General features: G+C 61.7%; 10 protein-coding genes. 3 read left to right on the top strand and 7 right to left on the bottom strand.

The genetic code is table 11. The features are described 5' to 3' along the window. Window positions 1–19 precede the first annotated feature (19 nt). From V3W27_RS25720 to V3W27_RS25695, 6 genes are all read right to left on the bottom strand, one after another. Window positions 20–652, bottom strand: a complete 633-nt coding sequence (locus tag V3W27_RS25720; RefSeq protein ID WP_008086919.1) for a sarcosine oxidase subunit gamma — start codon at window positions 650–652, stop codon at window positions 20–22. Between the two features lie 159 nt (window positions 653–811). Beyond that, the gene (locus V3W27_RS25715) at window positions 812–3,829 is read right to left on the bottom strand and encodes a sarcosine oxidase subunit alpha (RefSeq protein ID WP_330207851.1); all 3,018 of its coding nucleotides are present in this window, start codon (window positions 3,827–3,829) and stop codon (window positions 812–814) included. Continuing rightward, complete coding sequence (locus tag V3W27_RS25710; RefSeq protein ID WP_003228964.1) at window positions 3,826–4,155, bottom strand: sarcosine oxidase subunit delta; 330 nt, start codon at window positions 4,153–4,155, stop codon at window positions 3,826–3,828. The genes V3W27_RS25715 and V3W27_RS25710 overlap by 4 nt, the downstream gene beginning before the upstream one ends. Window positions 4,156–4,169: 14 nt before the next feature. After that, a complete protein-coding gene (locus V3W27_RS25705; RefSeq protein WP_003206307.1) occupies window positions 4,170–5,420 on the bottom strand; it encodes a sarcosine oxidase subunit beta in 1,251 nt (416 codons plus the stop codon). Window positions 5,421–5,440: 20 nt separating this feature from the next. Then, window positions 5,441–6,694: a serine hydroxymethyltransferase gene (glyA, locus tag V3W27_RS25700; RefSeq protein WP_007962601.1), complete on the bottom strand. Its 1,254-nt coding sequence runs from the start codon at window positions 6,692–6,694 to the stop codon at window positions 5,441–5,443. Between the two features lie 286 nt (window positions 6,695–6,980). After that, window positions 6,981–7,691: a TraX family protein gene (locus V3W27_RS25695; RefSeq protein ID WP_330207850.1), complete on the bottom strand. Its 711-nt coding sequence runs from the start codon at window positions 7,689–7,691 to the stop codon at window positions 6,981–6,983. 126 nt (window positions 7,692–7,817) lie between these two features. On the opposite strand from V3W27_RS25695, the gene V3W27_RS25690 reads away from it, so the two are divergent. Both V3W27_RS25690 and V3W27_RS25685 read left to right on the top strand, forming a co-directional pair. After that, complete coding sequence (locus tag V3W27_RS25690) at window positions 7,818–8,858, top strand: threonine aldolase family protein (protein WP_016986284.1); 1,041 nt, start codon at window positions 7,818–7,820, stop codon at window positions 8,856–8,858. A 208-nt stretch (window positions 8,859–9,066) separates the two neighbouring features. Beyond that, window positions 9,067–9,891 (top strand): SDR family oxidoreductase, encoded by an 825-nt coding sequence (locus tag V3W27_RS25685; RefSeq protein WP_330207849.1) that lies wholly within the window; start codon window positions 9,067–9,069, stop codon window positions 9,889–9,891. Between the two features lie 120 nt (window positions 9,892–10,011). Here V3W27_RS25685 and gbcB read toward each other — a convergent pair whose 3' ends face one another. Beyond that, complete coding sequence (gene gbcB / locus V3W27_RS25680) at window positions 10,012–11,112, bottom strand: glycine-betaine demethylase subunit GbcB (protein ID WP_095187122.1); 1,101 nt, start codon at window positions 11,110–11,112, stop codon at window positions 10,012–10,014. Window positions 11,113–11,393: 281 nt separating this feature from the next. Between gbcB and gbcA the strand changes: the two genes are divergently transcribed. After that, window positions 11,394–12,689 (top strand): glycine-betaine demethylase subunit GbcA, encoded by a 1,296-nt coding sequence (gene gbcA, locus V3W27_RS25675; protein ID WP_027610658.1) that lies wholly within the window; start codon window positions 11,394–11,396, stop codon window positions 12,687–12,689. Window positions 12,690–12,699 lie beyond the last annotated feature (10 nt).

The following is a 12,699-nucleotide window of genomic DNA, read 5'->3' as shown; positions in this document are numbered from 1 at the left end:
GGGGTGAGGGGGTAAGCTTTTAGGCTTGTACGCTCAACCCGTATTCAGCCGAAGCATCCTGCAGCCACAACCACCAGTAGTCCGAGAAGCTGCGGCGGATCAGCAGTTCCCAGGTGTCTTCGGCGGTATGGCGGATCATCAGCTGCGACTTGGCGAACACCGTGCCCACCGCTTTGCCGACCGGGAAGTTGTTCGGGTGCACGTCGTAGCTGGTGGATTTCATCAGCACCTGACGCACGTTCGGCCCGCTCAGTTCGAGCACTTGCTGGCCGCCGCTGACGTTGACGATCGCGATGTGCAGGTCGCCCAGCGCTTCGCGCAGCTTCTGCTCGGCGGCGAATTCTTCACCGCTTGGCACGATCAGCAGCCACTCGTCCGGGCCCATCCATTGCAGGCTGGTTTCACCTTTGACGATCACGCTCAGGGCGCCGGGCAATTCAATGCCCAACGCCTTGTGCACACCGGCGGCGAACGCGGCATCGTGGCCGTCGCCACGAATGGTCAGGTGACCGAGGAGTTTCTTTTCACGCACGATCACGCCGGCGTTCTTGCGACCCTTGCCGACCAGGCTGGCGAGGTCGGCATGGTGCAGCGACGACTCGGCCTTGGCCCCGGTGGTCGGGCGTTGTTGGTACACGTTGGCTGTGGTCATAAAGCACCTTCCTGAATTCTGACTTGAACCCTTTGCAAGCAGGTCTACCGCTATCGCGAGCAGGCTCACTCCTACAAGGGGTACGCGATCACCTGTAGGAGTGAGCCTGCTCGCGATGAAGTCAACGCGGTGCGACTGCACTCCACAGGAGCCGAACCATCAAATGTTCTGCCGATCACCCTTCGGATCGAAGAACACCGAAGAAACAATCTCCGCCTCGATCACGCTGCCATCGGCCAGCGGCGCGAACACCCGCTCGCCCATGCGCTTCAGACCGCCCTTGACCACGCCCATGGCAAACGAATAGCCGAGGGAGTTGTGCGCGTAGCTGGAGGTCACGTGGCCGACCATGGTCATCGGGATCGCCTGCTTGGTGTTGAACACCAGTTGCGCGCCTTCCGGCAGCCAGACGTTCGGATCGATCGGCTTCAGGCCCACCAGTTGCTTGCGCTGATCCTTCACGCAGTCTTCACGGTTCATGCCGCGCTGGCCGATCCACGAGAACGGCTTGGTGCGACCGACGCACCAGCCCATGTTCAGGTCGTCCGGGGTCATCGAGCCGTCGGTGTCCTGGCCGACGATGATGAAACCTTTCTCGGCCCGCAGGACGTGCATGGTTTCAGTGCCGTACGGCGTCAGGTTGTACTGCTTGCCGGCCTCGACGATTTTCTCCAGCACGCCCATCGCGTAGTCGGCCTGCACGTTGACTTCGTACGATAGCTCACCGGTGAACGAGATACGGAACACCCGCGCCGGCACGCCGCCGACCAGACCTTCTTTCCAGGTCATGAACGGGAAGGCTTCGTTGCTCAGATCGATGTCGGTCACGGCGCTGAGCAGCTTGCGGCTGTTCGGCCCGGACAGGGTCATGGTCGCCCAGTGGTCGGTCACGGAGGTGAAATACACCTTCATCTCTGGCCATTCGGTCTGGTGGTACAGCTCCAGCCATTGCAGCACGCGAGCCGCGCCGCCCGTGGTGGTGGTCATGACGAAATGGTTGTCGGCCAGACACGCCGTCACCCCGTCGTCGAAAACCATGCCGTCTTCTTTGCACATCAGGCCGTAACGCGCCTTGCCCACATCGAGCTTGGTCCAGGCGTTGGTGTACACGCGGTTGAGGAACTCGCGGGCATCCGGGCCTTGAATGTCGATCTTGCCCAGGGTCGAGGCGTCGAGCAGGCCGACGCTGTCGCGCACGGCTTTGCATTCGCGCTTCACTGCGGCGTGCATGTCTTCACCGTTTTTCGGGAAGTACCATGGACGTTTCCACTGGCCGACGTCTTCAAACTCGGCGCCGTTTTTCAGGTGCCATTGATGCAGAGCGGTGTAGCGCACCGGTTCGAAAATGTGCCCACAGTGACGGCCCGCTACCGCGCCGAACGTTACCGGCGTGTAGTTGGGGCGGAACATCGTGGTGCCCATCTGCGGGATGGTCACGTTCAGCGAACGCGCGGCAATGGCCAGGCCGTTGACGTTGCCGAGCTTGCCCTGATCGGTGCCGAAGCCCAGCGCGGTGTAGCGTTTGACGTGTTCGACCGACTCGAAACCTTCGCGGGTCGCCAGTTCGATGGCGGCAGCGGTGACGTCGTTCTGCAGGTCGACGAATTGTTTCGGCGCACGCGAGGTGCCCTTCTCGTGCGGCACCTGGAACAGCGCCAGGGTCGCTTCTTCGAGACGACTCAGCGCTTTTGGCAGCGTGCCTTCGACCACCGCAAAACCGGCTTCACTGGCAGCACGTGCGCCACCTTCGAAACCATCGGCCAGCGAATCTCCGAGGCCGTAAACGCCGTTGATGCCGCCGACGCACACACGCTTCTGCGGTGCTTCGCCCGGTACGAAACCGAGGATGTCTTCACGCCAGATCGGCTTGCCACCGAGGTGCGAAGCCAGGTGCACGACAGGGCTGTAACCGCCGGAGCTGGCGATCACGTCGCAGTCGAGCCATTCGCCCGGGCTGGTCACGGTGTGCGCTTTGACGTCAATCGCGGCGATGCGGGCAGCGGTGACGCGCTTGCTGCCACGGGCCTCGATCACGGCGCTGCCGGTGAGGATGCGAATGCCTTTGGCGCGGGCTTCTTCCACCAGCGCACCACGCGGATTGCTGCGTGCATCGGCGATGGCCACCACTTGCAGGCTGGCGTCGAGCCAATCCAGCGCAACGCGATAGGCGTGATCGTTGTTGGTGGTCAGCACCAGCTTCTTGCCCGGCGCCACGCCGTAACGACGCACGTAAGTCGAGACCGCACCGGCAAGCATGTTGCCCGGCACATCATTGTTGCCGTAGACCAGCGGACGCTCATGGGCACCGGTCGCCAGCACTACACGCTTGGCGCGAACCCGGTGGATGCGCTGACGCACCTGACCGATTGGCGCGCGGTCACCGAAGTGATCGGTGAGGCGTTCGTGAATGGTCAGGAAGTTGTGATCGTGGTAACCGTTGACCGTGGCGCGTGGCAACAGCAGCACGTCCGGGGTGTTCTTCAACTCAGCGATAACACTGGCCACCCACTCGATCGCCGGTTTGCCGTCGAGGCTTTCGCGGGAATCGAGCAGGCTGCCGCCGAACTCTTCCTGCTCATCGGCGAGGATCACCCGCGCACCACTGCGCGCAGCCGCCAGGGCCGCGGCGAGACCGGCAGGGCCGGCGCCGACGATCAGCACGTCGCAGTGCTGGTTCATGTAGTCGTAGGTGTCCGGATCGACTTCGGTCGGCGAACGGCCCAAACCGGCAGCCTTGCGAATGTACTTCTCGTAGGTCATCCAGAACGATTGCGGGTACATGAAGGTTTTGTAGTAGAAACCCGGCGGCATCAGCTTGCCGCCGACCTTGCCGAGAATGCCCATCATGTCGTTGTTGACGCTCGGCCAGCCGTTGGTGCTGGTCGCGACCAAACCTTGATACAGCGCCTGTTGCGTGGCGCGCACGTTGGGGATTTGCGTGGCTTCGGTGGCCCCGATCTGCAGCACCGCGTTCGGCTCTTCGGCACCGGCGGCGAAGATCCCGCGAGGACGCGAATACTTGAAGCTGCGACCAATGATGTCAACGCCGTTGGCGATCAGTGCCGAGGCCAGCGAGTCGCCCTCGAAGCCTTTGTAGCTCTGACCGTTGAAGGTGAAGCTCAGCACTTTGTTGCGGTCGATCCGTCCACCGTTGGACAGGCGATTGGTCTGGCTCATACCTTCTCTCCCAGCGCCGTCGTGGCTGTTTTCGCCGTATCAGCCTTGTCGGTGAATTGCGGCTTGGTGCCGATCTTGTAGGTTTCGAGAATCTCGTAGGTCACGGTGTCGCGGGTGACGTTGAAGTACTGGCGGCAACCGGCGACGTGATCCCACAGCTCGTGGTGCAGACCACGCGGGTTGTCGCGGAAGAACATGTAATCGCCCCACTCTTCATCGGTGCAGGCGTTCGGATCCAGCGGACGCGGGATGTGCGCCTGACCGGATGCATGGAATTCCTCTTCGGAGCGCAGTTCGCCGCAGTGAGGACAGAAGATATGCAACATGGGGATTTCTCCTGTTAGTGGGCAACCGCAGCAGCGCCGTGTTCATCGATCAACGCACCGTTGTGGAAACGGTCGATGGAGAAAGGTGCGGCCAACGGGTGCATTTCACCCTTGGCCAGACTCGCGGCAAACACGTTGCCCGAGCCAGGAGTGGCCTTGAAGCCACCGGTGCCCCAACCGCAATTGAAGAACATGTTCGGTACCGGGGTTTTCGAAATGATCGGGCAAGCGTCCGGGGTGGTGTCGACGATGCCGCCCCACTGGCGGTTCATGCGCACCCGCGACAGCACCGGGAACATCTCGACGATCGCCTGGATGGTGTGCTCGATCACCGGGTACGAACCGCGCTGGCCGTAACCGTTGTAGCCGTCAATACCGGCGCCGATCACCAGGTCGCCCTTGTCCGACTGGCTGATGTAACCGTGCACGGCGTTGGACATGATCACGCTGTCGATAATCGGTTTGATCGGCTCGGACACCAGCGCTTGCAGCGGATGGGATTCGATCGGCAGACGGAAACCGGCGAGCTTGGCCATGTGCCCGGAGTTACCGGCGGTGACCACACCGACACGCTTGGCGCCGATGAAACCCTTGTTGGTTTCGACGCCGATGCACACGCCGTTTTCCTTGCGGAAACCGATCACTTCGGTCTGCTGGATCAGATCCACGCCCAAGGCGTCGGCGGCACGGGCAAAGCCCCAGGCCACGGCATCGTGACGGGCGACGCCGCCGCGACGCTGAACAGTCGCGCCCATCACCGGGTAGCGGGTGTTTTTCGAGCAGTCGAGGTACGGAATCTCGTCGGCCACTTGCTTGGCGTTGAGCAGTTCGCCATCGACGCCGTTGAGGCGGTTGGCACTGACCCGACGCTCGGAATCACGGATGTCCTGCAGGGTGTGGCAAAGGTTGTAGACGCCGCGCTGGGAGAACATCACGTTGTAGTTCAGGTCCTGCGACAGACCTTCCCACAGTTTCATCGCGTGTTCGTACAGGTGCGCCGACTCGTCCCACAGGTAGTTCGAGCGAACGATGGTGGTGTTGCGCGCGGTGTTACCGCCGCCCAGCCAGCCCTTCTCGACCACGGCGACGTTGGTGATGCCGTGCTCTTTCGCCAGGTAGTAGGCGGTCGCCAGACCGTGCCCGCCACCGCCGACGATAACTACGTCGTAGACCTTCTTCGGCGTCGGCGTGCGCCACATGCGCTGCCAGTTCTCGTGGTGGCTGAGGGAGTGTTTGAAGAGGCCGAAGCCCGAATAGCGTTGCATAGTCATTTACTCCAAACCGCTCAGCGATAAACCGGGTAGTCGGCGCACAGTGCCGCGACGTTCTTGGCCACATTCGCTTCAACGTCGGCGTCACCGAGGTTGTCGAGGATGTCGCAGATCCAGCCGGCCAGCACTTCGCACTGGGCGACCTTGAAGCCACGCGTGGTGACGGCCGGGGTGCCAATGCGCAGGCCCGAGGTCACGAACGGCGACTGCGGGTCGTTCGGCACGGCGTTCTTGTTGACGGTGATGTGCGCACGGCCAAGGGCAGCGTCAGCATCTTTGCCGGTCAGGCCCTGACGGATCAGGCTGACCAGGAACAGGTGGTTGTCGGTACCGCCGGACACTACATCGTAGCCACGTTTGATAAACACGCTGGCCATCGCTTGAGCGTTGTCGATCACTTGTTGCTGATAGGCCTTGAAGCCGGGCTCCAGCGCTTCCTTGAAGCACACCGCTTTACCGGCGATGACGTGCATCAGCGGGCCGCCCTGGGCGCCGGGAAATACCGCGGCGTTGAGCTTCTTCTCGATCTCTTCGTTGGACTTGGCCAGGATCAGCCCGCCACGCGGACCGCGCAGGGTTTTGTGGGTAGTGGTGGTGACCACGTCGGCGTACGGCAGCGGGTTCGGGTACAGGCCCGCAGCGACCAGACCGGCCACGTGAGCCATGTCGACGAACAGCAGCGCGCCGACCTTGTCAGCGATCTGGCGGAAACGCGGGAAGTCCAGGGTCTTGGAGTAGGCGGAGAACCCGGCAACGATCATCTTCGGCTTGCACTCGACGGCCAGACGCTCGACTTCGTCGTAATCGATCAGCCCGGTGTCGGTGTTGATCCCGTACTGCACCGCGTTGTAGAGCTTGCCCGAGGACGACACTTTCGCGCCGTGGGTCAGGTGACCGCCGTGGGCCAGGCTCATGCCGAGAATGGTGTCGCCCGGCTGGATCAGCGCCAGGTACACGGCGCTGTTGGCCGAGGAACCGGAGTGCGGCTGGACGTTGGCGTAATCGGCGCCGAACAGCTGCTTGGCGCGTTCGATGGCCAGCGCTTCGACTTTATCCACATGCTCGCAGCCACCGTAGTAGCGCTTGCCCGGATAACCTTCGGCGTATTTGTTGGTCAGGCCACTGCCCTGCGCTTGCATCACGCGTTTGCTGGTGTAGTTCTCCGACGCGATCAGCTCGATGTGATCTTCCTGACGTTGCTCCTCGGCATTCATTGCCGCCAGCAGTGCATCGTCGTAACCCTGGATCTGGTCTTGCTTGCTGAACATCGCGTCTCTCCCAGCGGCATCTGTGCGCCATTCGTCTCGGTAAGGCACTGGCAATCAAGGCAGTGCCCTTTGATGCCGATGGTATGACCGGCGCAGACAGCTCAAATGCCTGCGGACGCCACGCAAAGGTGCGTTTACGACATGGCCGGAAAAGGCTGGTCGGACACATCATCCAAAACTGCGGAGATCCCCTGTGGGAGCGGGCTTGCTCGCGAAGAGGCCGTGTCAGTCGACATCAATACCGCCTGACACACCGCTTTCGCGAGCAAGCCCGCTCCCACAGGGGTCAGGTGTATGCCGCGCGGATGGCGAGCAACAGGAGGAAATGTGTGGGATAGAGGGCGTAAGCCCAGCGCCGCATCGGCGGTGGCTGGAGATGTCGCGCATGTCGCAACAGGAACATCCCCAGTATTGGCGCAATCAGACACGCCGCGATGCCAAACACCGCCACGTAGTTACCGAACTCCGCAGCCTCATACAGCACCCGCCATTGATTGCCCGCCAGACACACCAGCCCCGGCAGGAGGCCGAAATACCAGGGGCGACGAATCACCCACAGCAGCGCCAGCGGCAGCAACACGCCAAACACGCCGAACATCAGCCATTGCGACAACAGCGCCGACAGCAATAAGGCACCGACGCCCAAAAGCCGCGACCATGGCGACCGATCCTGCCACCCCCGCGCCACCAGCAACCCGAGCGCCAGGGTGGGCATCACGTTCAAGGTGTCGGGATCAGGAATGTACAAGCGGTAGGGAATTTCGCTGACCGCACTGAACAGCAGCAGCCACCCCAGATAGCGCCACTCGGTCTTCTGCGCACCGGCGCGGGACAGGTTCGCCGCCATCGCCAGGCAGAACCACGGGAACGCCAGACGTCCCGGCACATACAGCCAATCGGCGCTGATCCCGACATATCGCAGGTGATCGAGCAGCATGCTCAGCAGCGCCAGCCACTTGAGCAGATCCAGCGCGCCGTCGCGTTTAGTCACGTGCATAATCGGGTAACAAACTGGTAATTTTCTGACAGCGACATCCCGTGTGCTCCCCGGAAGATCTTCGGTAAAGTGCGCACCCTCATTGACCACGAGCCTTCACAAGAGTCTCGACCACGGAAGCCGGCCATGACCGACAAGAGCCAACAATTCGCCAGCGACAACTACTCCGGTATCTGCCCTGAAGCCTGGGCCGCCATGGAACAGGCCAACCACGGCCACCAGCGCGCTTATGGCGACGATGAATGGACCGCACGCGCGGCCGACCATTTCCGCAATCTGTTCGAAACCGACTGCGAAGTGTTTTTCGCCTTCAACGGCACCGCCGCCAACTCGCTGGCGCTGTCGTCGCTGTGCCAGAGTTACCACAGCGTGATCTGCTCGGAAACCGCTCACGTCGAAACCGACGAATGCGGCGCCCCGGAATTCTTCTCCAACGGCTCGAAACTGCTGATCGCCGGCACCGAAAACGGCAAGATCACCCCGCAGTCGATCCGTGAGGTCGCGCTCAAGCGCCAGGACATCCACTACCCGAAACCGCGCGTGGTGACCCTGACCCAGGCCACCGAAGTCGGCAGCGTCTACACCCCGGAAGAGGTCCGCGCCATCAGCGCCACCTGCAAGGAGCTGGGCCTGCACCTGCACATGGACGGCGCGCGTTTCTCCAACGCCTGTGCGTTCCTCGGCTGCTCGCCGGCCGACCTGACCTGGAAGGCCGGCGTCGATGTGCTGTGCTTCGGCGGCACCAAGAATGGCATGGCGGTGGGTGAAGCGATCCTGTTCTTCAACCACAAACTGGCCGAAGACTTCGATTACCGCTGCAAACAGGCCGGGCAACTGGCGTCGAAAATGCGCTTCCTCTCGGCACCGTGGGTCGGCATCCTCGAAAACGACGCCTGGCTCAAATACGCCCGCCACGCCAACCACTGCGCGCAATTGCTGGCCGAGCTGGTCAGCGACATTCCGGGCGTGGAACTGATGTTCCCGGTGCAGGCCAACGGCGTGTTCCTGCAACTCTCGGAACCGGCCATCGCCGCGCTGACCGCGAAAAACTGGCGCTTCTACACCTTCATCGGCAAGGGCGGCGCACGCTTCATGTGCTCGTGGGACACCGAAGAAGAACGCGTACGCGAATTGGCCCGTGACATCCGCGAAGTGATGTCCGCCTGATAGCTCCCCAGCCCTGTGGGAGCGAGCCTGCTCGCGAAGAGGCCGGCACATCCGACGTAGAAGTCGGCTGCCAGACCGCTTTCGCGAGCAGGCTCGCTCCCACAAAAGCTCACCCAATCCAATCGCCCCTCCTCGTTCGCACCTGAAGACATCGTCTACATTGTCTGTCGAGCCCTCCGCTCACATAACAACAAGCAGGAGCATCGGCATGTCGCTACAAGGCAAAACCCTGTTCATCACCGGCGCCAGCCGTGGCATCGGGCGTGAGATTGCGCTGCGTGCCGCGAAAGACGGGGCCAATATCGTGATTGCGGCCAAAAGCGCCGAAACCCATCCCAAACTGCCCGGCACCATCCACAGCGTAGCCAAGGAAGTCGAAGCCGCTGGCGGCAAGGCATTGGCCCTGCAAGTCGATGTGCGTGATGAAGACGCGGTGCGCAATGCGCTGGCCCAGGCCAACGAGCATTTCGGCGGCATCGATGCGCTGGTCAATAACGCCGGGGCGATCAAGTTGACTGGCGTGCAGCACATCGAACTCAAGCGTTTCGACCTGATGCACCAGATCAACACCCGCGCGGTACTGCTGTGCAGCCAGGCCGCCCTGCCCTATCTGAAGAAATCCGCCGGACACATTCTCAACTTGTCGCCACCGCTGAACATGGCGAACAAGTGGTTTGCCCAGTTCAGCCCCTACACCGTGACCAAATACGGCATGAGCATGCTGACGATCGGGATGAGCGAGGAGTTCGCCAGTTACGGCATCAGCGTCAATTCACTGTGGCCGCAGACGATGATTGCCACCGCCGCCATCGAATTTCAGCTGGGCAACCGCGAGTCGTTCAAGCATGCGCGCCTGCCTTCGATCATGGCGGATGCGGCGCACGTGATCCTGGGAAGCAGCGCACGGCAGATCACTGGACGACTGCTTATCGACGAAGAAATTTTGCGTGAGCACGGCGTGACTGAGTTCAAGCATTACCGGTTCGAACCGGACAGCGACGCCGCACTGATGCCCGATCTGTTTATCGATTGAAGCGCATAACCCTGTGGGAGCGAGCCTGCTCGCGAAGAGGCCGTGTCAGACAGCACAGATGTTGAATGACACACCGCCTTCGCGAGCAGGCTCGCTCCCACATTGGATTTGTGCAGTGGTCTAGAATTCGATGCGCACGTCGCCCTTCGGCACGCTGCAGCACGACAAGATAAACCCTTCCGCCTCGTCGTCCTCGGTAATCCCGCCGTTGTGCTCCATCTCTACTTCGCCGCCCAGTTTCATCACCTTGCACGTGCCGCAGATCCCCATACCGCAAGCTTTCGGGATCATCAGGCCAAGCTTGGCCGCCGCCGCGTGCACGGTTTCGCCCGGGGCCACGCGAATGCTCTTGCCGGACGCGGTGAATTCGACCTGATGCAGATCCGCCGCATCGATTTCCGGCGCATCCGCGGCCTGCTCGGCTTGCTCCACCGCATCCGCACGGGCTTCCGGTGGCGTGGCGCCGAAGGATTCCTCGTGATAACGCGACATGTCGTAACCGGCCACTTCCAGCAGGCGCTTGACCGCGTTCATGTACGGCGTCGGGCCGCAGCAGAACACTTCGCGCTCGAGGAAGTCCGGCACCATCAGTTCGAGCATCTTGTGATTCAGATAGCCGCGATAACCGGCCCACGGCTCGCCGAGCCCGTGTTTCTCGCAGATCAGGTGCAGGCTGAAGTTATCGATCCGCGACGCCATGTGTTCCAGCTCGCGGTGGTAAATGATGTCTTTCGGTGAGCGGGCGCTGTGAATAAAGGTCATGTCGACATTGGCGTTAGTGTCGTAGAACCAGCGCGCCATCGACATGCACGGGGTGATCCCCACGCCGCCGCTCAGATACAGAACTTTCGGGCTCGGGAAATCGATGGCATTGAACAGCCCGACCGGGCCGTGCACCGCCAGCTCCTGGCCTTCATGCAGGGTGTCGTGCAGCCAGTTGGAGACCTTGCCGCCCGGCACCCGTTTGATCGTCACCGAGAAGCTGTACGGCACCGACGGCGAACTGGAAATGGTGTACGAACGCATGATCGGCTGGCCGTCGATTTCCAGCTCCAGGGTCACGAACTGCCCGGGCTTGAAGAAGAACAGGATCGGCTGGTCGGCCATGAAACAGAAGGTGCGCACGTCCCAGGTTTCCTGGATGACTTTGACGCAACGGACGATGTGTCGGCCATTGGCCCAGGTCTGGGTGGTGACCGGATTCAGGAAGCTGTTGGACATGCTGTTCTCCACGGCCGACTGTCGGCCTTCATGTGGCGATTCTGCGTATAGCGTGAACCGTCCGTTTACCTATCCGCGACATCGGCATACTTATCGCGACCAGCCCCCAACCGCCGGGGGTTGCGCGTCGGGAACAGATTGCACCATGTCGCCCATGGATAAGGTTCCGGCCAGCGCCGGCCCCACACTCGCCCCACACCAAGACGAATTTTTTACACCTTGCGTAGCAACCCTGATCAGCCACTTTCGCGGCCACGCAGATGGCCTTGAGGAATACATCGATGGACGTCACCGCAAAAATCAGCCTGGGCGATCCGCTGGAACCCGCACGCAAGGCCACCGCACAAATGCTGCAGGAACGCGAGCGCACCTTTTCGCTGCCGCAGCCGTTCTACAGCGACGAACGCCTGTTCGATATCGACATGCAGGAGATCTTCCAGAAAGAGTGGTTGATCGCCGGCATGACCTGCGAGATCCCGGCCAAGGGCAACTACCTGACCCTGCAGGTCGGCAAGAACCCGATCATCGTCATTCGTGGCGCCGACGGCGTGGTGCATGCGTTCCACAACGTCTGCCGCCACCGTGGCTCGCGCCTGTGCACCAGTGAAAAGGGCAAGGTTGCCAAGCTGGTCTGCCACTACCACCAGTGGACCTACGAACTGGACGGGCGCCTGCTGTTCGCCGGCACCGAGATGGGCGCCGACTTCGACATGAAGCAGTACGGCCTCAAACCGGTGAACGTGAAGACTGCCGGCGGCTACATTTTCATCAGCCTGGCGGAGAATCCGCCGGCCATCGATGACTTCCTGTCGACGCTGAACCACTACATGGAACCGTACGACATGGAGAACACCAAGGTGGCGATCACCACCACCTTGATGGAAAAGGCCAACTGGAAACTGGTGCTGGAAAACAACCGCGAGTGCTACCACTGCAACGCGTCGCACCCGGAACTGCTGAAAACCCTGCTGGAATGGGACGACGTCACCGACCCGCGTGCCGATCAGGCGTTCAAGGATCACGTCGCCGCGTCTGCTGCTGCGTGGGAAGCCGAGAAGATCCCTTACGCCCACGCCAGTTTCGGCCTGCGCAACCGCATCGTGCGCATGCCGCTGCTCAAGGGCACCGTGTCGATGACCCTGGACGGCAAACAAGGCTGCGCCAAACTGATGGGCCGGATCAAGAACCCCGACCTCGGCTCGATGCGCATCCTGCACCTGCCGCACTCGTGGAACCACTGCATGGGCGACCACATCATCGTCTTCACCGTATGGCCGATCAGCGCCCAGGAAACCATGGTCACCACCAAATGGCTGGTGCACAAGGATGCGGTCGAAGGCGTGGATTACGACGTCGAGCGCATGCGCCAGGTGTGGGACGCGACCAACGATCAGGACCGGCGTCTGGCCGAAGAAAACCAGCGCGGGATCAACTCCACGGCTTATCAGCCGGGGCCGTACTCCAAGACCTATGAGTTTGGCGTGGTCAACTTCGTGGATTGGTACAGCGAGCGGATGCTCAACAACCTTGGGGCCGAGCCTGCGCCGTACCTCAAAGGCGTCCCGGTTCAGGGCTAAAAGCAAAAGC

This window comes from Pseudomonas sp. AM14(2022), assembly GCF_036346455.1.
GTDB classification, from domain to species: domain Bacteria; phylum Pseudomonadota; class Gammaproteobacteria; order Pseudomonadales; family Pseudomonadaceae; genus Aquipseudomonas; species Aquipseudomonas putida_A.
This window is presented reverse-complemented; position numbering and strand designations above follow the sequence as displayed.

Bases quoted from the DNA above. Each gene is read 5' to 3' on its own strand.
- glyA (WP_007962601.1), bottom strand. From the start codon at position 6,694: ATGTTCAGCAAGCAAGACCAGATCCAGGGTTACGACGATGCACTGCTG.
- V3W27_RS25685 (WP_330207849.1), top strand. From the start codon at position 9,067: ATGTCGCTACAAGGCAAAACCCTGTTCATCACCGGCGCCAGCCGTGGC.
- V3W27_RS25720 (WP_008086919.1), bottom strand. From the start codon at position 652: ATGACCACAGCCAACGTGTACCAACAACGCCCGACCACCGGGGCCAAG.
- V3W27_RS25715 (WP_330207851.1), bottom strand. From the start codon at position 3,829: ATGAGCCAGACCAATCGCCTGTCCAACGGTGGACGGATCGACCGCAAC.
- gbcA (WP_027610658.1), top strand. From the start codon at position 11,394: ATGGACGTCACCGCAAAAATCAGCCTGGGCGATCCGCTGGAACCCGCA.
- V3W27_RS25710 (WP_003228964.1), bottom strand. From the start codon at position 4,155: ATGTTGCATATCTTCTGTCCTCACTGCGGCGAACTGCGCTCCGAAGAG.
- V3W27_RS25695 (WP_330207850.1), bottom strand. From the start codon at position 7,691: ATGCACGTGACTAAACGCGACGGCGCGCTGGATCTGCTCAAGTGGCTG.
- V3W27_RS25705 (WP_003206307.1), bottom strand. From the start codon at position 5,420: ATGCAACGCTATTCGGGCTTCGGCCTCTTCAAACACTCCCTCAGCCAC.
- V3W27_RS25690 (WP_016986284.1), top strand. From the start codon at position 7,818: ATGACCGACAAGAGCCAACAATTCGCCAGCGACAACTACTCCGGTATC.
- gbcB (WP_095187122.1), bottom strand. From the start codon at position 11,112: ATGTCCAACAGCTTCCTGAATCCGGTCACCACCCAGACCTGGGCCAAT.